Annotated in this window: 16 protein-coding genes; 2 read left to right on the plus strand and 14 right to left on the minus strand. The window is 45.5% G+C overall.

All coding sequences use genetic code 11. From position 1 onward, the window contains the following. Positions 1–40 precede the first annotated feature (40 nt). On the plus strand, positions 41–1,444 hold the full coding sequence (locus BHV72_RS15800) for an MFS transporter (RefSeq protein WP_122134014.1): 1,404 nt from the start codon (positions 41–43) through the stop codon (positions 1,442–1,444). Positions 1,445–1,505: 61 nt separating this feature from the next. Here BHV72_RS15800 and BHV72_RS15805 read toward each other — a convergent pair whose 3' ends face one another. The 3 genes from BHV72_RS15805 to BHV72_RS15815 all read right to left on the minus strand — a co-directional run bounded on the left by BHV72_RS15805 (position 1,506) and on the right by BHV72_RS15815 (position 4,860). Continuing rightward, positions 1,506–2,594, minus strand: coding sequence for a 2-aminoethylphosphonate--pyruvate transaminase (locus BHV72_RS15805; protein WP_055173526.1), 1,089 nt, complete (start codon positions 2,592–2,594; stop codon positions 1,506–1,508). A 93-nt stretch (positions 2,595–2,687) separates the two neighbouring features. After that, the gene (gene phnX, locus BHV72_RS15810; protein ID WP_286856618.1) at positions 2,688–3,473 is read right to left on the minus strand and encodes a phosphonoacetaldehyde hydrolase; all 786 of its coding nucleotides are present in this window, start codon (positions 3,471–3,473) and stop codon (positions 2,688–2,690) included. 43 nt (positions 3,474–3,516) lie between these two features. Continuing rightward, the gene (locus tag BHV72_RS15815) at positions 3,517–4,860 is read right to left on the minus strand and encodes a DUF5690 family protein (RefSeq protein ID WP_122134013.1); all 1,344 of its coding nucleotides are present in this window, start codon (positions 4,858–4,860) and stop codon (positions 3,517–3,519) included. A gap of 190 nt (positions 4,861–5,050) precedes the next feature. Here BHV72_RS15815 and BHV72_RS15820 point away from each other — a divergent pair, with 190 nt between their 5' ends. Next, complete coding sequence (locus BHV72_RS15820) at positions 5,051–5,932, plus strand: hypothetical protein (protein WP_005679601.1); 882 nt, start codon at positions 5,051–5,053, stop codon at positions 5,930–5,932. Between the two features lie 255 nt (positions 5,933–6,187). Here BHV72_RS15820 and rseP read toward each other — a convergent pair whose 3' ends face one another. The 11 genes from rseP to BHV72_RS15875 all read right to left on the minus strand — a co-directional run bounded on the left by rseP (position 6,188) and on the right by BHV72_RS15875 (position 20,604). After that, positions 6,188–7,543 carry an RIP metalloprotease RseP gene (rseP, locus tag BHV72_RS15825; protein ID WP_022042236.1) on the minus strand — a complete coding sequence of 452 codons (1,356 nt, stop codon included), beginning with the start codon at positions 7,541–7,543 and terminating at the stop codon, positions 6,188–6,190. 30 nt (positions 7,544–7,573) lie between these two features. Next, on the minus strand, positions 7,574–8,764 hold the full coding sequence (locus BHV72_RS15830; RefSeq protein ID WP_122264925.1) for a 1-deoxy-D-xylulose-5-phosphate reductoisomerase: 1,191 nt from the start codon (positions 8,762–8,764) through the stop codon (positions 7,574–7,576). Between the two features lie 2 nt (positions 8,765–8,766). Then, positions 8,767–9,627, minus strand: a complete 861-nt coding sequence (locus BHV72_RS15835) for a M23 family metallopeptidase (RefSeq protein WP_005682785.1) — start codon at positions 9,625–9,627, stop codon at positions 8,767–8,769. 59 nt (positions 9,628–9,686) lie between these two features. Next, positions 9,687–10,226, minus strand: a complete 540-nt coding sequence (gene rimM / locus BHV72_RS15840; protein WP_005679606.1) for a ribosome maturation factor RimM — start codon at positions 10,224–10,226, stop codon at positions 9,687–9,689. Further along, the gene (gene murA / locus BHV72_RS15845) at positions 10,223–11,527 is read right to left on the minus strand and encodes a UDP-N-acetylglucosamine 1-carboxyvinyltransferase (protein WP_005679607.1); all 1,305 of its coding nucleotides are present in this window, start codon (positions 11,525–11,527) and stop codon (positions 10,223–10,225) included. Before murA ends, rimM begins: the two co-directional genes overlap by 4 nt. 39 nt (positions 11,528–11,566) lie before the next feature. Next, positions 11,567–12,202: a DUF4290 domain-containing protein gene (locus BHV72_RS15850; RefSeq protein WP_032855592.1), complete on the minus strand. Its 636-nt coding sequence runs from the start codon at positions 12,200–12,202 to the stop codon at positions 11,567–11,569. A 57-nt stretch (positions 12,203–12,259) separates the two neighbouring features. Continuing rightward, the gene (gene tsaB / locus BHV72_RS15855; RefSeq protein WP_005679609.1) at positions 12,260–12,949 is read right to left on the minus strand and encodes a tRNA (adenosine(37)-N6)-threonylcarbamoyltransferase complex dimerization subunit type 1 TsaB; all 690 of its coding nucleotides are present in this window, start codon (positions 12,947–12,949) and stop codon (positions 12,260–12,262) included. 406 nt (positions 12,950–13,355) lie between these two features. After that, positions 13,356–16,616 carry a DUF4906 domain-containing protein gene (locus tag BHV72_RS15860; protein WP_286856623.1) on the minus strand — a complete coding sequence of 1,087 codons (3,261 nt, stop codon included), beginning with the start codon at positions 16,614–16,616 and terminating at the stop codon, positions 13,356–13,358. A gap of 37 nt (positions 16,617–16,653) precedes the next feature. Continuing rightward, a complete protein-coding gene (locus BHV72_RS15865) occupies positions 16,654–18,060 on the minus strand; it encodes a DUF5042 domain-containing protein (protein WP_122139550.1) in 1,407 nt (468 codons plus the stop codon). Positions 18,061–18,068: 8 nt separating this feature from the next. Then, positions 18,069–18,986, minus strand: coding sequence for a FimB/Mfa2 family fimbrial subunit (locus BHV72_RS15870; protein ID WP_005679614.1), 918 nt, complete (start codon positions 18,984–18,986; stop codon positions 18,069–18,071). Between the two features lie 193 nt (positions 18,987–19,179). Then, complete coding sequence (locus BHV72_RS15875) at positions 19,180–20,604, minus strand: hypothetical protein (protein WP_005679615.1); 1,425 nt, start codon at positions 20,602–20,604, stop codon at positions 19,180–19,182. Between the last annotated feature and the right edge of the window lie 38 nt (positions 20,605–20,642).

Below are 20,642 nucleotides of genomic sequence, written 5' to 3' on the forward strand. Positions count from 1 at the left end.
CTTTTACAGAAAAAAGAAAATTCTACAAGAATAAGTTTTTATGATACAATCAGTAAAGCCTGCTCCAACGGACGAAACCGACGGACTACCAATGCCCAAACGTATCTGGGCGGTAATATCCGTCGGATTCGCTCTTTGTATGTCAGTATTGGACGTTAACATTATTAACATCGTACTCCCCACCCTTTCGCACGATTTCGGGACTTCACCCGCCGTGACTACCTGGATTATCAACGGTTACCAGTTGGCAATCGTTGTTTCTCTGTTGTCTTTTTCCGCTTTGGGGGAGATTATCGGTTATCGAAAAGTATATCTTTCGGGGATTGGGTTATTCTGTATCACTTCACTGATTTGCGCCCTGTCCGATTCATTCTGGACATTGACGATCGCCCGCATTTTTCAAGGATTCAGCGCTTCGGCTATTACAAGTGTGAACACGGCGCAGTTACGATATATTTATCCGAAAAGCCAGCTCGGACGCGGAATGGGAATTAATGCCATGGTAGTAGCGATCTCTGCCGCCGCAGGACCTTCCGTAGCCAGCGGGATTCTTTCCATTGCCAGTTGGCACTGGCTGTTCGCGATCAACGTACCCTTGGGAATTACGGCATTAGTGCTGGGTATGAAGCATTTACCGAGACAAGAAGAACGCACGAAACGAAAGTTCGATACGATCAGTGCCATAGCCAATGCTATTACTTTCGGATTACTGATTTACACGCTGGACGGATTCGCACATCACGAAAAAATGGATTTTCTTTTCATCCAATTAATTGTTCTCGTGGTGGTGGGTACTTATTACGTGCGCCGTCAACTCAGCCAAGCCACTCCGTTACTACCCTTGGACCTATTACGTATCCCTATTTTCCGACTGTCTATCCTGACCTCCATTTGTTCGTTTATCGCGCAAATGTCGGCAATGGTTTCTTTACCCTTTTTCCTGCAAAACACCTTGGGACACAGTGAAGTTATGACAGGACTCCTGCTAACCCCGTGGCCGTTGGCGACCCTCGTCACTGCTCCTTTGGCGGGATACCTGGTGGAACGGATTCATCCGGGAATATTAGGAAGCGTCGGTATGGTACTGTTTGCCGTGGGGCTTTTCTCCCTATCCGGCCTGACTGCCGAGTCCTCCGATATCAGCTTAATCCTACGGCTGATGCTATGTGGTGCAGGTTTCGGGCTTTTTCAGACACCGAACAACAGTACAATTATTTCTTCTGCTCCGACGAAACGTTCGGGAGGAGCAAGCGGAATGCTGGGTATGGCACGCCTGTTGGGACAGACATCGGGAACTACGCTCGTCGCATTACTTTTCAGTTTCGTTATTCCAAGTAAAAGCACGGCGGTCTGCCTGATAGTAGGAAGCATATTTGCAGTGGTAGCGGCAATCGTTAGTAGTTTGAGACTTTCGCAACCTTCTACATTAAAAAACAATTCATAAATTGAGGCCGGCACGATAGGTGGGCTACTACTGACCTTCTACCGGCCTCGCAGTAAAAAAATCAATATTCCGTTTCACGAATCACCTCTACCAGCCGGCGGAAATCCTCCGGATATACGTCACCGATGTTTCCGATACGGAAAGTGTCGGCTTTTGAGATTTTGCCCGGATAGATGACGAACCCTTTGCTTTTCAGTGCCAGATAGAAAGCCTTAAAGTCAAAATCCTTATGCGGGTAAAGGAAAGAAGTGATAATCGGTGACTGAATAGCGTCGTCGAGCAAAGTTTGGAAACCGAGAGAACGCATCCCTTCTACTAATATACGATGATTTTCGCAATAACGCTGGTAACGTGCTTCTACCCCTCCTTCTTCGAGAAGTTCGGCCAACGCCTGTTTGAAAGCGCGGACTACATGAGTAGGAGAAGTGAAGCGCCATTTTCCATGCCCTTTTTCCATAGTTTCCCATTGGTCGTAGATGTCCAGAGAAAGAGAGCGGGCCACCCCCTTGCAACGCATCAATTCCGAACGGCGGGCAATGATAAACCCGAATCCGGGTACGCCTTGAATACATTTGTTGGAACTGCTGATAAGAAAGTCAATTCCTAATTCATTTACATCCAACGGAATTCCTCCGAAGCTGCTCATGCAGTCAACAATCAGTTTCTTGCCATGCATTTTGACAATGTGGGACAACTCTTTGATAGGGTTCAAAATTCCCGTAGTCGTTTCACAATGTACAAAAGCCACATGAGTGACATCGGAATTATTGCTCAAATAGTCGTCTACATATTCCACAGATACCTGCTCTGTTTCTTCAAAAGCAAGCATATCATAATCGAGGTGATAATATTCGGCAATATTACCCATGCGGTCTCCGTAAGCGCCGTTGCTGCAAATCAGAAGTTTGTCTTTCGGAGTGATAGTGGCGCCAAGTACAGCTTCCACGCAATAGGTCCCGCTTCCCTGCAAAAGTACAGAAGTATAATCTTCAATATTCTTTGTGGCAATGCTCACCAGATCTTTGCGCAATTCCTGAACAATGCCGAGGTTATAATCTTCGTCCCATGTACACCAGTCAGTCATCATGGTTTCTTTTACTGTTTCAGACGTGGTCAGAGGACCGGGAGTTAATAATAAATATGGTTTCATAATGATACATTTTTTTACCAGCACAGTGCTGGAATAAAGTTTCTTTGCGATATATTGTTATAAAAAGTACAGAAGCGGTTACCGTTCCGCTTATCATCTGTCAGCGTTCATTCTTTCGATCAATGCAGGCAGTTCCTCCATGGAAAGAATCACATAAGAGGCACCTGCAGCAAACATACGTTCCTTCACATCAGCGATGCGAGCTTCAAGTTCGGCAGCCGGCATGGCCTTTGTTTCGGCCTCGGTGAGAGCCATTTCGTTACTTCCGAGAACAACTCCCACACTGCAAACCTTTGCGTTGACTCCCTCTTTGATGTCGGCAATCGTGTCCCCAACTTTTACTACGGCATCAAGACTGTCGACACCCAGCTTTATCAGGTTTTCAAAAATCATGTAAGGAGCCGGACGTCCGGCGGGAAGTAAGTTCGGAGTAGCACAGTAATCCACCCGATACCCTTTTGCCTGCGCAGCAGGAAGAACAACATTCATCATTTCGCGGGTATATCCGGTAGTAGAGCCGATTTTCAGACCTTCGGCACGCAGTTTCTCCAGTGTCGGAATCACGCCCGGAATAGGGTCTGTGTAATTTTCGAGCGAGGCAAACAGATGTTTTTCAAAAAGACGGTTCAATTCCACCACATCTTCCTCCGTCCAGGCACGCTGATAACGCGTAGCAAACTGTTCATTCACCTCGGGCATCGACAGCAACTCGCGAATATGCTGAATCTTTGGTAACCCCATTGGTTTGCGGGTCTGCGCCACATCTATAATCAGTCCTTTTTCGGCAAATGCTTCGATAAAAGCTGCCACCGGGGCAAAACATCCGTAATCGACGGCTGTACCGGCCCAATCCATAATTACACATTTAATCTTTTTCATTCTTGTTTCCTATATATAATTAATTTATTTATGATTTATCTTTTCAATAAGAAGATGCAAGGGAAGGAAGCGGACAAGAAGTTGCCTTTTCACGTATTTCCTTCCGCTTGCCTTTCCGGTAGCGCTGCATCAGGTAGAACAAGGAAACTGTAAACGCCGTACAGCAAACGATTCCCACCGTGCCCGCCATTGTATTGTAAAATTCGAGCCAGTCCAGATTCGGATTGAAACATTCTTTAAATACCAACACCAATACCGTTCCCGTATAGCCGATAGAATCAACCATTGCGATGAAGAAACCCACATTTCCCCTAATCCGGAAACAGGCTATAAAACGGTCGAAGAAAATTGTCTGAAAACTAAGATAGGAAAAGTAGAGGCAAAGGCTCTGAATAAACAACCACACCAACGGAGAAAGTTGCAAGCTATCGTAATTGAAAGCGACGAAACTGAGAGTTACCGCACCTGCAATGACCAGCGTCAGCAAGGTCGAAAGAACTTTGATATGACTTTTCACTAATGCAAGAGTGGCAAAAACAGCCAGAATAATCAACGTCACAACACCGTCTACTTTGGCAAATACCCAAGAGGAAAGACCGGCGGCATTCACATCTATAATCTTCACAAGAAAGTCTTCCTTGACATCTTGCAGGACAGTGAGAAAGAGATTGGCAAAGAAAAGTAACGTCAGCACAGGGGCAAAGTTGCGGAAAAGTTCCCAACGTTGTTGTCTGTCCAACGTGACACGCTCCACACGCAACGCTTTATCTTCGGCAGTCGGCTTGGGTAGGTGGTCGAGAATGTATCCCAACCCCGCCAACAGAGGCAGCGCTACCGCACCAATCAACGCAGGCATCCAAAACTCGCTGACATTCAAGATATCGACTACGAAAAGCCCGATCGACTTTGCCGTACCACTACTCACCGCAATACTCAGCCCGAAAAGGGAAGCGAGTAAGTCCGTCACCCGCCGGCCTTCGAGGAAGCTGAAGATAACGCCCCACATACAACCCAACGACAGCCCGTTGAAGAACAACGCCAGCACATTGAACGGACGAGGCAGACATCCGAAAAGAACTAAAGAGAGCTCGGCAACCCCAATGGAGACAAGAATGAATTTCAGGCGGCCCTCTCTCTTCAGTTCAGAAATAAGTTTGATTCCGATAAACTTGGATACCATGTACCCGAATATCTGAATGATGCTTGTTGCCACTTTATAATCCATGCCAAACAGTTCCATGCCGTCGAATGTAGCAGCGGTGAATGGCTTGCGAAGCGCATACACCAGTGAGTAAGACAACAGCGCCGCACCTCCCGCATAGAAGATAAAAAGTAAATCAGAAAGTTTTTTTTGAGCCGAAGGCGACAGTTTTTCTTTGAAATTCATATAGCGTCATTTTTTTGTTTCCGGTGCAAATGTAGGACACCGGGACGAGTGAAAAAATGAATTTCAATGAATCATATCGTATATTTTTCTTTTCGGACAGAGTGAAATATTAATGTAATATTCATGCAACAAAATCATAATACATTAGTCATTCCTTTGCAACGAAATTCAATTTGCAACCTCAAGAATCATGGATGAACTGACCGATATTTACAAAAGAATAGAATACCTGCGCAACAATGGCGTAAAGATGAAAGAAATTGCCGACCGTGTAGATATGGCACCAAGCGTATTGTCCGCCTTATACTCCAGCGTACTGCCTGCCTACATCGACCTGCTGAAAACCCGCACACCGGACGAGGCATTGGACGACGCGCTGGCACTAGTGAACAATGTGTCGAAAAAACGCTTATTAAATAATGTAAGCTCGATGAGAATACTACTGCAGGAAATGGAACCGGAACAACAGAATGAAGCGGACAGCGGTAACTCATTCATCAAGCTGCTGGAAAAGGAAATGAAAGAATCCGTACAAGATGTTTTCAATTACAGCGGCACTTATCTCAGTTACAGTCTCTCCTCCTCTACGGACAGCCTGAAAATCGAACCTTACATGATTTGCGCTTCCGAAAACAGTGAATATGTGAAAATGGGCATGATAAACGCTTATAAATCTGTTCATTGGGGAAGCGGAATTATCAGTAATCACCAAAACTCATACCTGATGTTCAACGAACGGGATCTGCCCCAGTTTGCTTTGGTCACCATTTACCTGCAACTGCCGCATTACGAATTTCCCACTATGCTGAAAGGGCTGTACCTTTGTCTGGACTATAACCACAACCCCATTGCCCGACGCATCGTATTAGTGAAACAATCGGACAGCACGGACATCCGGACTTTCTTGGAAATGGAGAGCAAACTGGTCCCGAAAGCGGAACTGACACCGGAACTGGAGGCATATTATAATTATACCTGCCGGGAAGGAGATTACATCAAAACGTGTACTGTTCCCTCCCCAAAACTGGACGAAACTGACTTGGAGCGGGAAAAGAAAATGTTAACGATTTAACAGTCATGACTGATTACAAACGGAAGAAAAAGAGGAAACGCCGTTTCTTGTATGCAGACCAGGGCATTTCTGCATGCAAGAACGGCGTTTTAACACAATGTTAAAACGCCGTTCTTGCATCACAGGAATCACGTATTCCATTTCATTGAATATCAACACAATGCAGCATACTCATGCGCTAACATCCACACCAAATACCGATCATCCCGTTTTAATGAGATTGCCAATCTGACAACTACCGTGTCAGAGTAGAGTTTAGAAGAAAAACCTCAAAATATCATTAAAGTTTGCCCAAATAAGCAGACCGAAAAGTAAAATCATACCGGTCATCTGGGCATACTCCATAAACTTGTCACTCGGTTTGCGGCGGGCTATCATCTCGTAAATAAGGAAAAGAACATGGCCACCGTCCAACGCAGGGATAGGCAGAATATTCATGAAAGCAAGGATGATAGACAGGAAAGCTGTCATGTACCAGAACTGGTGCCAGTCCCACGTAGCCGGGAAGATACTGCCGATCGTTCCGAAACCGCCCAACTGCTTCGCTCCTTCTTTAGAGAACAGGTATTTCATATTGCCCACATAGCCTTTCAGCGTTTTCACACCAAGAGAGACGCCTGCAGGGAAAGACTCCAGGAAGGCATATTGCTTTTTCACCATTGGAAGAAGGCGGTCGGTGACAAGGCAGGCGGTTACTCCCATTAGATAGGCAGAATCGACACGCATACTCAATGTATCCGTCACGCCGTCACGCACATAAGCCAAGGTGATGAAGCGAGGGTCTATGCTGTCTTTAAGGAGAGTCGCAGCATTCTTTTTGCGCTCCGCCATGGCTTGTTTGAAATCGGAGAAAGAAATCGGAGTTCCATTCAAGGCGATAATACTATCCCCCGGCTGGATACCGGCTTGCGCGGCAGGCGAGTTCACCATTACACTGTCTACGACATACGGGAAACGGAAAGAAGCGAAGCGGATACTGTCCGCCAACAGACGTTGCATCATATCATCGGGAATATAAACGGAAGCCTTTGCACCGTCACGCAACACACTGACTTCGCGTGCATCGGCAATCTGGCTCAACATATCACCGTCATAACGTTCGAAAGGAACACCGTCGGCAGAGAGCAACACGTCTCCGTCTTTGAAACCTACGGACTTGGCTGTTTCATTAAAATCCATACCGAGGGGAGCTTCCTGTACTTTTATATATTGGTCGCCCCACGCGAAAAGAATCATTGAGTAGATGAACAACGCCAACAGGAAATTGAACAACACACCGCCCACCATGATCAGCAGACGTTGCCAGGCCGGCTTGGAACGGAACTCCCACGGCTGTTCGGGTTGTTTCATCTGTTCGGTATCCATTGATTCGTCAATCATACCGGCTATCTTGACATAGCCACCCAACGGCAACCACCCGACAGCATATTCTGTTTCGCTTTTCTTTGGTTTGAACTTGAACAAAGTAAACCAAGGGTCGAAGAATAAGCAGAATTTTTCCACCCGCACTTTGAACAAACGGGCAAATAAGAAATGCCCGCCTTCATGAATAATGACGAGCAACGAAAGGCTCATTATCAATTGCAGGGCACGAATCAAAAATGTTTCCATGTTTATTATTTACAAATTACTAATTACAAATTATTTCTGAGGATTTTGCCGGCGCACAAGCTCGGAAGCGATTCTTCTTGCTTCTTCGTCGGTCGCTACATAGTCCTCATAACTCGGATTCGCCACGAAAGCGGCTTGCTCCATTGTTTTCTCTATCACATCACTCATGCCGAGAAAGCTGATGCCGTCTTTCAGGAAAGAGGCGACCACCACCTCGTTGGCGGCATTGACAATACAAGGCATATTTCCGCCCCGATACATCGCTTCGTAAGCCAGAGAGAGGTTGCGGAAACGCTTCGTGTCGGGTTGTTCGAAAGTCAGGTTGGTACATTTTGCAAAGTCGAGCCGTTCAAAAGAAGCGCTGATACGGTCGGGATAAGAGAACGCGTACTGAATGGGCAAACGCATATCCGGCATACCGAGCTGCGCCTTCACGGCACCGTCCTCAAACTGGACCATTGAATGAATGACCGACTGCGGATGTACGACCACTTCTATCTGGCCGGGCTGAACGCCAAACAACCACTTGGCTTCAATTACTTCAAAGCCTTTGTTCATCATGGAAGCAGAATCAATCGTTATCTTTGCGCCCATTTCCCAATTAGGATGTTTCAGGGCTTGTGTCTTGGTCACGGTTTTCAGTTGTTCCAACGTATACGTGCGAAAAGGACCGCCCGAAGCTGTCAGAATCACTTTTTCAATCGGATTGCCTACTTCTCCCGCTAAACACTGAAAGACGGCCGAGTGTTCAGAATCTACCGGCAAAATCGGGGTGCGGTATTGCTGTGCCAACTGGTTTATCAACTCACCCGCCACGACCAGCGTCTCTTTATTGGCGAGAGCAATAGCCTTGCGGGCACGGATAGCGTTCATGGTCGGTTTCAACCCGGCATATCCGACCATGGCAGTAAGCACCATGTCAATCGGTCCGGCTTCCACAATCTGGCAAATAGCATCAGTACCTGCATACACTTTAATAGGCAGGTCGCTCAATGCTTCCTTCAGTTCGGCATACTTTGCTTCGTTGGCAATCACAACGACTTCCGGCTGGAATTTTCTTGCCTGCGCAATCAACAGGTCCACCCGGTTGTTGGCTGTCAGGGCATAAGGCTCGTACAGGTCCGGGTGTTCTTCAATCACCTGCAATGCCTGTGTGCCGATAGAACCGGTAGAGCCCAGAATAGCTATTTGTTTCTTCTTTTTATTATTCTCTATACTCATCATTAAAATACAATGTATTTCTCCGGATTAATGGGATGTCCCTTATACCAAAGTTCGAAATGCAGGTGCGGACCGGTGCTAAGTGTGCCGCTATTGCCCACCAAAGCAATGGCTTCGCCGCCTTTCACACGTTCGCCCTCTTTCTTCAGCAGGGAACCACAATGTTTGTAAATCGAAATCAAATCCTGATTATGCTGTACACCTATCAGATAGCCTGTTTCGGCGGTATAAGTGCTTAGAATGACCGTTCCGTCCATAGTAGCCAACACACTTTCATTGGGATTGGCGGCTATATCGGTTCCGAAATGTTTCTTTTCCGCATTGAAATGGTCGGAAACCATTCCGCGTGTGGGACGATATAAAATCAGTCCGTTCACATCCGGTTGGGAAGTGACCGTGGTAAGGTTATATTTTTCATTCTCTTCGTACTGACGGCGGAATTCTTCTTCGCGTTTCGTGCGTTCCATTAGTGTGTCTTCACGGGCGGCGGTCAGCGAGTCGAGCGTCTGCACGCTGTCTATCGCCACTTTTCCACTGAAAATATCCTGAATATTCATAATGTAGAGGTTCTGCTTGTTGAGTATCTGTTGCAGGGAGTCTACCCGTAAGGCATTGTCCACAATCTGCGTGCGGACCTCACTGTTCATATATCCCGGAAGATAATTCCGCAAAGGGGTGAAAGCAATGATGCAGGCCGCAATCAGGAAAAGCACCGCCAGCACACTAAGCAGCACCGAAAGGCCATTCAGTTTTGACACACGAAGCCCTACAATTTCTTCAAGTGTATTCTCATTAACAACCGTTAGTTTATACTTGAACTTGAAATTTTTCCAGAAAGCTCTGCTTCGTCTTTTCTTCGGCATTTCGTTTATTCTAAATTATAAGCGATTACGCTTTAGTACTTTAACTTTATTCTGATTACTTATTCTTCCTCCTCCAGTTCGTCCAAATTCAACAAACCTTCGGGAAGTTCCACTGTGATGAGTTTCTGTTGCTGGTCTATCCCCCGGATAAATTCTTCCTGCGCGGGAACAAGCAATTCTTCCCCTTCTCTTTCAACGATAAAAAGCGTGTTAACCGTGGCGGTATCCACATCTACCACTTCTCCCAACATCCCGTGGTGCACGTCTTCCATACGGAAACCGACAAAAAATTCCCACGACAATTCTCCTTCACCGGCTTCTTCCGCATGCTTCACCGGAAAGTAAACCTCGACGTTGGTAAACATACGGGCACGTTCGGCCGTGTCCACCCCTTCGAGCTTCACCAAAGCGGTGGAATCCGAACGGAAACGGTATTCCTCCATAAAGAAAGGAACGAAAATCCCGTCGAGCAGGCATACCAGATAATCACAGTCCACCCGGTCGAAAATATCGTCCGTGAAGGTAAACTGCAACTCGCCGTGTATGCCGTGCGGCTTGTTGAATAGTCCTATTTTATATACTTCTTCTTTCTTTATCATATTCGAGTGATTCTGGCTCCGATAGCGTTCAGGCGTCCTTCTATGTTTTGATAACCACGGTCTATCTGCTCGATATTACTGATCGTACTGGTTCCTTCCGCACTCATGGCGGCTATCAGCAGGGCGATACCGGCACGGATATCCGGAGAGGTGAGGCGTGCGCCGCGCAACTTGAACCCATGGTTATGTCCGATAACTACGGCACGATGCGGGTCGCAAAGAATGATCTGCGCCCCCATGTCGATCAGTTTGTCCACAAAGAACAGACGGCTTTCGAACATCTTCTGATGAATAAGCACGCTCCCTTTGGCTTGCGTGGCAACGACAAGCATTACGCTGAGCAAGTCGGGAGTCAGTCCCGGCCACGGTGCGTCGGCTATCGTCATGATAGAGCCGTCAATGAAAGATTCTATCTCGTAGACCTCCTGTGCGGGAACGTAAATATCGTCTCCCCTCTGCTCGAGTTTAATACCCAGACGACGGAAACTCTCGGGAATAATGCCCAGATTTTCGTAGGAGACGTTTTTAATGGTTATTTCGCTTTTGGTCATCGCTGCCATACCAATAAAGCTACCGACTTCAATCATATCGGGCAATACGGTGTGCTGTGTGCCGTGCAGTTCTTCCACGCCTTCAATCGTCAGAAGGTTGGAAGCTATACCGCTGATCCGGGCACCCATGCGGTTCAGCATCCGGCACAGTTGTTGCAGGTAAGGCTCGCAGGCAGCGTTGTAAATAGTGGTAGTTCCTTTGGCTAGTACGGCTGCCATTACAATGTTCGCCGTTCCGGTGACGGAGGCTTCGTCCAGCAGCATATAATTGCCTTGCAACCTGTCGGCGGTGATTTCGTAAATGCCGCGTCCTTCGTCATAACGGAAGTCCGCACCCAAGTTCTGAATGCCCAAAAAGTGAGTATCCAGACGGCGTCGGCCGATTTTATCTCCGCCCGGTTTCGATATTAACGCTTTTCCGAAACGGGCAACCATGGGACCGATCAACATCACTGAGCCACGGAGGCTGGAACATTTCTTCAGAAATTCGTCGCTTTCCAGGTAAGCCAGATCGACGTTTTCTGCTTTAAAGCTATATGAGTCAATGCCTTTCTTTGAAACCGTCACACCCATTTCCCGCATCAGCTGGATCAGGTTGTTGACATCCAAGATGTCAGGTATGTTGTCCACCGTCACTTCTTCGGCAGTCAGCAACGTGGCGCAGATTATCTGCAAAACTTCGTTTTTGGCGCCTTGCGGATGAATTTCCCCGCTTAGCCGATGTCCTCCTTCGATTACAAATGAAGCCATTGATTGAATTTTAATTGTTTACGATTCCAAAAAAGAGAATTATCTGTCCTGGTTATTCTGACGGTAGTTTCTCCGCTGGTTATTCTGACGATTGTTGGTATAGTTCGTCTTCGGACGGTAATTCTGGTTGAGACGTTCTGCCATTAGACGGACAATATCATCGGTCATCTGGAGCTTTCCGTCGGAAAGTTCGTACAGGTCTTCGGCAATTTTCTTATCGTCCACCGTGTCCTTGTTCCACGCCATGTAGTCTTTCTTCATATGATTGCAGATCAAAGCAATCAAGTTGCGTTTTTCGTTTCCTTCGGGAAACTCGATCGCTTTCTTAATCAGCACTTCCAGTGTATGTCCGTAGTGACGGTAACGCATACGGGTAGTGTTGTAAGGGATATGATCCGGACGGGTGACGAGGTTGTCCTTGCGGATGATCTCGTAAGGATAGTCAATATCGAGTTCAAAACCGGACATAATAGCGAGGTGATCCCACAACTTATGCTTGAAATCGGGTACATCACGCAGGTGGGGAAACATATTCCCCATTATATTGATAATGGTGTTGGCACAACGCTGACGCTCTGCACGATCTTGAATGGTCAACGCATAATCTACCATGTTCTGAATACTCCGCCCATATTCGGGAAGCGGCATTCTTTTCTGTTGGGTATTGTATTGCATCTCTTTACTGGATAAATCTTTAATGGATAATGTATATTTATTCATAACGGACACGGCTTATAATAGTTTCTTCGGCATGGAAGCTACGAATTCTTTCAGGTAGAAAGGTTCGAAATAAGCCACGTCTTTATAATCTTCTGTCGCCACCGCTTTCTCTGCCAACGGGAACATCATCTTCGCCAACGGGTGAATGCCGTCGATGAAATGTGCGTTGGGATGCGTGATTTTCTCACGGCATTTGGCGGCTCCGTTTCCGAAAAAGTAAACCGGGTGCTCATTCAGATATTCCAGATAGGAATTTTCGTCCACAATATCTGCGGCAATAGCCCGCTTCACGTTCAGGGCGCGGTCATAAACGGCTGCATATACTTCCATGCGGCGTGCGTCAATCATCGGGCAGAGCAATGCGTCTTCCGGCAAATCATGGTGCAACAACACAGGAACACTTAAAACCTCCGGTGTAGGGATAGCGATCAACGGGATATTCCGCCCGTAACAAACACCTTTTGCCATTGACACTCCTATCCGAAGTCCGGTGTACGAACCCGGTCCGCAGCTTACCGCAACGGCGTCCAACGGTATGGCATGACTATCAATGAACGACAACGCTTCATCTACAAAAACTCCTAACGACACGGCGTGTGAAGGGCCTTTCAAGTCTTCTTTCACAAAAATCGTCTGTCCGTCTTGACTGGCCGCTACCGAGCAAACAGAGGTAGAGGTTTCAATATTCAGTATACACGACATAAAAATCAGCTTATTAAATTGTCGCAAATTTACATGATTTGTCGGAAACTACCTAATATTTGCGTAGATATTCTCAGAAGGGGTATAAGAGCACTTCTAATCTATACAAAGTATCATATTCAGTCCAAAAGGACGGATTTGAAGCACCAAATGAAAGAACCGATTCAAAGAATGAGGTGATGACAAAACAAGTCTTTATCAATAAAATTGTAAAACTAATTTCAATACTCATCAGTTTAAAAGTGAGAGGCTGACTAATAGTTATTTGATAGTACACATAAACCAAAAGCAGGTTAAATTGCCGACAGGAGTAAAAGTATGTCCCGAACATTGAGATAAAAAAAATGCCGAAGAAAAAGAAATATCTATCTTTTCTTCGGCATAAGTCCAACAGGTAAAAGAATCTTTATTCAAGATCCCTTACGCAACGCACGTATCCTTTTTTGTCATTGACAAGCCTGTCTTTATCGCCTCCCCACTGCGTGTCCACAGTCGTGACGAATCTAAGATAACCATCAAAATACATCTGATAGCCGGCACTAAATGATCTTCCTCCGTTCATATCCCGTCTAGAAAATCCTGTCCGAGAATGGATTACCTGTCCATCTTTCATATTCAAAGAAGATAAATTTCTACCAAAGTCATAGACTTTAGGTTTCTCCCGGTCATCCCAGTCAAACAAACTGCCGGCCATTATCATCAGTTCAGCCTCATTAGGCAAGCGCCATGTCCCCAAATCACTCTTATCCGGTTTCTGATAATAATAAGCACACGGAGAGTTTCCTTTCTCTATATCGCTCATCAAGGTAGTCCAGGTTTCGTAGTAGTATTCACTGCTCCTGTTAGGATTCTTCAAATCCTTCGGCTTGTCTATCGTATTCGCAATATATTGGGCAACTTCGAACCCTTTGTGATAAATCGTATTAATCTGTGAAGTCTCATTATGTGCCGGAAGTTCATAAATAGCTCTTGAGGCCCTGGTAGTATTAGCAGGTAAATTGTCAGCCCTGAAAATCAGATACTCATGCTCTGTCCATTTGTTGACCAGTGTCTTGCTGAGTTCCTTACCTATTTCATCAAGATGATAACTATGATCCTCCGAGGTTTCCAAGATTCCCAAATCCCTGATCAGTCTCACATCCGAAAAAGGAGTTCTTTCTCCGGGACTTGCCGTTTTCTGGTAATCAAAATTATATAAAGGGGTCATACTATGCGATTCTTCTACAAAGATAATGGCATTAGGGCTGTTCAATGTCAAGTTGGTACTTCCCATGAAAGCTCTTGAGGTAAATAATGCTGTAGCATTATCCGACGGAGCGTGCCCAACAAGCCTGCTCTTTAACGGCAATACCCGCTCTGCTACATACAACATGTTTGCTTCACAAATAGAAGGAATATACCATTGCATTTCATTTGCCTGCATCTGTCCGTCACGGTTGTTGTCCCTGTTTCTCAGGAACGGGGTGAAGCAGGCGTATGTAGCATGATAATACTTCATAGCCAGGTTGGTGTGATCTTTACTTAGTGTCAACTTCGCATTATTGACTTTTGTCATAACTTGCCATAAAGTTTTCTCTTTTCCTCTCAACATCGGATCAGGCATTATATTATCGGTTTCATCTAATCCTCCCGTACGTCTGCTCATCAAAGACCATGTGTTTGCCCAACCATTGGAATAGTATTTATTATAAAAAGCATCCGCTTCACTGGGACCTCTTACAGACCAATCCAAATCAGGGGTTTCATTCACATTCTCCACTCCCCAAACGCGCATACCGTCAGGACTGTTGACAAACACCGTTTTTATGGACATCTGCCGAATGGTTACAATAGCTTGATGATAACGTGACTGTCCGTCAGGAGAAATTTCATGCGACGTGTTCACCAGCAAATCAAACGTACGATCCGGGGAGTTAGCAAAGGTTTTCCACAAATTTTTATCCTTGGGAGCGTTCTCCTGCATAGGATTTTGTTCGTAGAAATATTCATTGGCATAAACAGTTACTTTACAAAGTCCCGAAGCCGCATTGAATACATAATCAGGTTCATTCATCAGCCTGTAAAGAAACTGCTCCAGCGAAAGCAGATTAGCACCCGTATCGGAGAAATATTGCATATCCTCGTTTCCATTGTCGGCCAGAGTGCTTGGATGGATATAGAATTTGAGCCAGTTCGTATCAGCCTTTTTTTCTTTAGAAGGAATATAATTGTTATTCTTCAACTGTTCCAATTCCGCTTTCGTATAAGAGATAATCTTATCACAGAACGGTGTGCGTATGGCAAAAGAAATCATGGCATCATCTTTCAGAGTACCGTCCGGATTGAAGATAGCAAGTTCATCTTTCTTAAAACGCATCAGTCCCTGTTCATAATGACAGTCAAAATTGAATGACCGGTGTGCGTCATACACCAGTCCCTCTACTCCGGGAGCGGGTTCCTCCTCTTTCGCCTTGTCCGATTTTGCTTCTACAACCAGATCATTCATGCCTTTAATGGTCACATTATAGGTATAATGTACGTTACGTTCTATATCATAATCATTGGCCGGATCGTTTTCCGCCGTATATCCCAGATAAATGCGGTAGGTCACCCTTCCGAAACGCTCGGTAGGAGTATCACCGGTTGCAAGATTCTGACGTAACTCACCTGTAAATTCAATATAGGGAGCCAGATCCGGGGCATATTCCGTCTCACCGTTTTGCAGATTAGGTTTGTCAGTTGCACCTGCAACGGGAGACTTCAGTTGCTTCTGTCTCAGATCATATCCCTTCCTTTCCGCATTATAACCAGGGGAAGCCGGAGAAATAGCCTTCTTCGCGATCTTTCGGTTTTCGGGCATGTAGAATGAAGTGGTAATATTGTCGGCATCACCCTCGAACTGGAAATATTCCGAAACCCAGTATGATTTTTTGTCCACCCCGTCAGCATCCCATGAAGCAGTCTGATCGGTTCCTTTTGCATGTTCCGCAATGAAGGTCGATCCCGGCACATTACCAAGACGATATGTTCCAGGCTCAAAAGTGAGTCCGGCAATTGTTTGCAGGTTCAATGTAATTTTGGCTTCCGAGCGTTTCAAGGAGACTTCGATTTGTTTTGTAGCGGTAGAAACCGTTACTGTTTGGGTTAGCGACATCAATAAGTTACCATTCGGACGAAACAGGGTATGAACAGTCATGGCCGCTCTTACTTTTTCCAGGTCTGAATATTTTGAAATCCCGTTTAATACTTCAGGCTCCACATGAAACAACCCGTCAGCATCCGATTTATAGTTCGCCAGAAGAAACAGTGTCTTTTTCCCTGTGGTAAGACTGATATTTTTCAACAATCCCATGCTGGTGGGCGCATCTGCATCCACTTCACCTGTGGATGTTGTAAGATCAGTTGCAGCCTGAATAAGGTCGGCTCTTGAATACTCACGTGAGCATTCCACGTTACCGGAAGAATTGAAAACCCACAGATAAAGGTTATAGATTTTTCTCTCTTCACTTTCCAGTAAGGCGGAACGTGTCTTGGCCGTATTAGCTGCCGTACCGACACTTATATCCACCGTCGTGGGAACTCCCTCCGTGACACCGCTCCCTTGAAAGATTTCTTCATCCGTACAGGATGCAAAGAGGGGTAGTAACAGCAGAATAAAATAAGTTATTTTCAGCTTGTATCGTTTCATAAATAATAAAAATTATCGTAATAAATTCTCGTATACATCATTGGAATGGAGGAAGGTCTACCTCTTTACTATTCCAAGGCTCAACCCGGTAAATAATCTCTTTATCTGAAGATTCCGGCAGGACTATGAATACTTTATAATCCCGATTCGGATAAATAGGACCGGAATATACTCCGGGAGAAGTCTCCTCACCAACATCAAGCAGGAAAGTCCTCGTTTTTGTTTGTGATTCATCTCCTCCTGTAAAATAATCCAATGTCAACTGTATTTTCGGGTGATTTTGCTTTTTCTGCCAGGAATTACTTTCCGGAATATAAGGGGCCAGATACTGGGGCACAACAAACTGTTCGTATAATCGAGCTTCCATTGCCACATAATCAATTTCTCCCTCGGCAGTAAGGGGAGCCTCGTATACAGTCAATGATGCTCCTTCATGTTTTACCCCATAAGAATATGTACCTGTATGTTCCATAGCCTTTCCTGTTCCTGGGGTGGAGGCAGCCAACTGAGTTTTCTCGGAATCATTTTCCCTGAAAGAGGGAGACATCAATACAGGAAAGTTCAAAAAGGAAATCCTTTGGTAATTATACGTAACCTGACCGTAACGGGGTGCGCTTGCCAGATATACTCTGATACGGGCAAAATCACGGAATAGGGGAACTGTTATCTCTTGCGCCAGCTTTCCTGATGCAGGCAGAACAGATGCCACCGTTTTCCCCGAAAGCAAACTCAAATGTAGTCTGTTAGACACGCCGGGCAAATCTGTCCAAGCGACAACAGAAGTTCCTTTCCAGTCAATAATCTTTTCATCTGCTGGAGAAGGAGTTACACCGTCATAAGGATTATTCACAGGTAATCCCAAACTTCCATCCTGCTGTTCCTTAATAATAGCAGGAAAAGCAGCACCTGCAAATTCCTCTTTGGAGATTTCCTCCGTACCAGCTCCCAGGAAGTCCCATGGAATCTTATTCTGAAGATTGCCTTCAGGAGTATAATAAGGTAGATCCTTTCCTGTCTGGTTAGGAGCATACAATGCATAAAACTCGGTTTCCCCCTTAGGAATACGTATATTGATCTGATATTGTCCGTCCACCCCGGTTGAATTGAAGGGAAGCAGTTGATTATACACATACCGATTCAAATCTCTGTTAAAGATCATAAGTGCTATCCTTGGCTGGGCGGGAGCCTGAGGAAACAGAGTACCGGTCTTAAACCACTGAAAAGGATCAGAGGAAAGTTCATCCAGCAGATCGCTGTCACCGGTTTCAACACCTCTGGTTGTAAGATTTAGTCTGACAGTCACAGCATCCTCATCGAAAAACTGTTCCGAAACAGTATCTTCATTTCGGCAGGATACCGAAATAAAGCAAAGAACCAGTGACATCGTTATCATAGAGTACCTCACAGCCTTCATCATACGAATATATTTAATATTTTTCAACATAACATTAATCAATCAGTTATAGGAACCACATCAACAGCTTCCCATGGTTTTACACTTATACTCAGTGAGAGGGGATTCTGGCGGAAAAACAGTGGAAGAACCGCTTCTTGCCGTCCCGTTATCCGTATCTGCTCGGGATATTGTGCGATATATTGTGCCACATTTACAGTACAAAGAACCTTGTCACCCTGCATAAGACGGATCATTAGCGGGTCCTTGTCATCAAAGCGCAGGGTATTGAAGTCAAGCACGAAGCGATCATTCTCCTCGCCTGCGATAAACGGAAGGTCAAAAGAAGTTTCACCAGCCCGCTGTCCGGAAAGATAGAAACGTGCGGAAAGTGATTCCATTGTCAGGCGAAAACCTGCCTCCTTGTTCTGCTCAAACCAGGTCTGCGAATTGTTATCATCATCAGAAAGGACTACCGCATGGATTTTCACATGCTGGGAATAAAGGCGAACTACGTCACGGGACTCGTTCATAACTTTAGATGTAATATCTGTTTCTCCCAAGTATAACCTGTCAAACGTACCGGATGCTCGTCCGTCCTTTTCCATTAGTTCGGGGCGGGAAACCGACGAACCTTTGTAGCTGTCCTCTTTACCGATAATCGTTTCTGTCAAAGCGTTGCCTACGGCCACCACTTTATAATCCCCTTCCGGAAGCGTGACCTCCAGTGGTGAAAGCAGCCGTTCTCTCTCCAGATGATGCTTTTCTATAAGAACTTCGCCTTTGGCATCAAAAATAAAGACATCAATACCATCCACATATTCCTGTAAATGTTCCTGATTGTCATCAGCCAGATAAGAAAAGACAATCGTGTTGCCAAGACAGCCGCTCAAATCGTCATATACCCGATCACAGGCGGTCACGAGGTATAAAGTGAGTAGCAGCCCCAGCCAAGTGGGTATGTATCTTATGTTCATACTTTATACTAATTATTATAAATCAAATGCAGATAACTTCCCCGGAAGAGATAACGTATACTTCTCCCGGGAATAATAAAAAAGGGAGGAGATAACCTTTCCCCTCCCCAAAAGTCAGGCGGATTCCGGTATTGACCTGTCAGAGCCAACACGGGAGAACCGCTCCGGCAAGTGACTATTATTCTCCTATCTGTTAAAGGATAGGGAAGACGTTCACAGCAGTCCAAGCTTGTACTTGAACACGAACAATAACATTCACATTTTCATCTTCCAAATCTTCCTGACCACCCGGTTCTGGAGTCACTCCTTCCGGAATAGTCGGATCTGTATCCACCAGGATACCCTGTCCGTTGTTCAATGTGCTAAGATTCAGATTGATCAGGTAACCACCCTTACCGGCCGGAACATCAGTCGTACCGTCTGTTGCACCTTCTGTCTTCGCATAACCGGATATAACTACAAAACGTCTGTCTACAGATACGCCTGCATCACCTGTTTTGAAAACGAAAGCGAGTTTTGGAGCATTGTTAGTCTTTCCGTAACCGGTAATTCCATTTGAGAAGAAGTTAAATGCCGCAGCTTTTTTACCTGCTCCGAAATCAAAAGCAGTTGCTGTAAAGTAGGAAGATACATCGGACAGGTCTGTCTTGCCATCAGGTTTGAATGTTCCATTGGTAAAATCATATCTGTCACCTGCATAAGTCTTGGCCCAGAACCAGTTTGCTTCTTCTTCTACTGTAAGTGCAGGAATAGAAAGTGTTCTGCTGAAACGGTTCATCAGGATACCCTGGTTTGCAGAGGTCACGTCAACAACCTGCAACCATTTGCTCAAAGCGGCTTTCTTGCTAAGGTCAGACTTACCATCCCACACTTCGTTATTGAAGCCATCGGCAGCAGCTTTGAAAGCCGTCCATGCATCAGCACTGGTTTTTCCGTTGTTTTCAGCCTTACCCAGCCATGTCTTGCACCACTGTTCCGCCTCGGCCTTTTTTCCGTCTTTCCAAGTAACTTTGATAAATTTGGTTCCAGTCACTTGGAAACGGTTCATACTGGCAGCCAAGGTGAGTTCCGCTTTCTTGACGGTACGCTTATCCTGTTGGGGATCAACGCCATAAGATTCGGCACCAACAGTGGTAAGTTCTTTGGAACCTGCATAGATCACTTCATTAATTTTAGCCTTCAACAGTTGTTTGCTAACATCAGACACGGGCTTGTTCTCAACCAATGCACCTTGAGGGTTTGCAATAACAAGAGCTTTTGTTGCGCCTTTGTCCACGTTAAGGAATTTATAACCTCCTGTCGCTTCACCAGCTCCCACGGCGGTAGATGAAGTCAACTTAGTAAAATCATCAGACCCCTTCGTAAACTCCTTCGCAAAGACAATATCATCTCCCTTTAACAAGTACACATGCAGTTTTTCAACCGTTGCCGGATCACCATTGTTGGCAGTGTTCTGCAAATCGCCCATGGCGGCACGTGTACCGGGACCGGGCAATGCTACTGACATCATCACATCAACCGGCTGATTAGCACCCTCCGGTACAACCAGATTTTCTTCATTGTTACATGCAGCAAACAACGCCAGCGAAGCCACTGCAAAATACTTCATTACTTTCATGATTTGAATTGTTTTAAATTGAAATTACTAATACAATA

It is taken from the genome of Bacteroides sp. 43_46, from assembly GCF_001915455.1.
GTDB lineage: Bacteria > Bacteroidota > Bacteroidia > Bacteroidales > Bacteroidaceae > Bacteroides > Bacteroides caccae.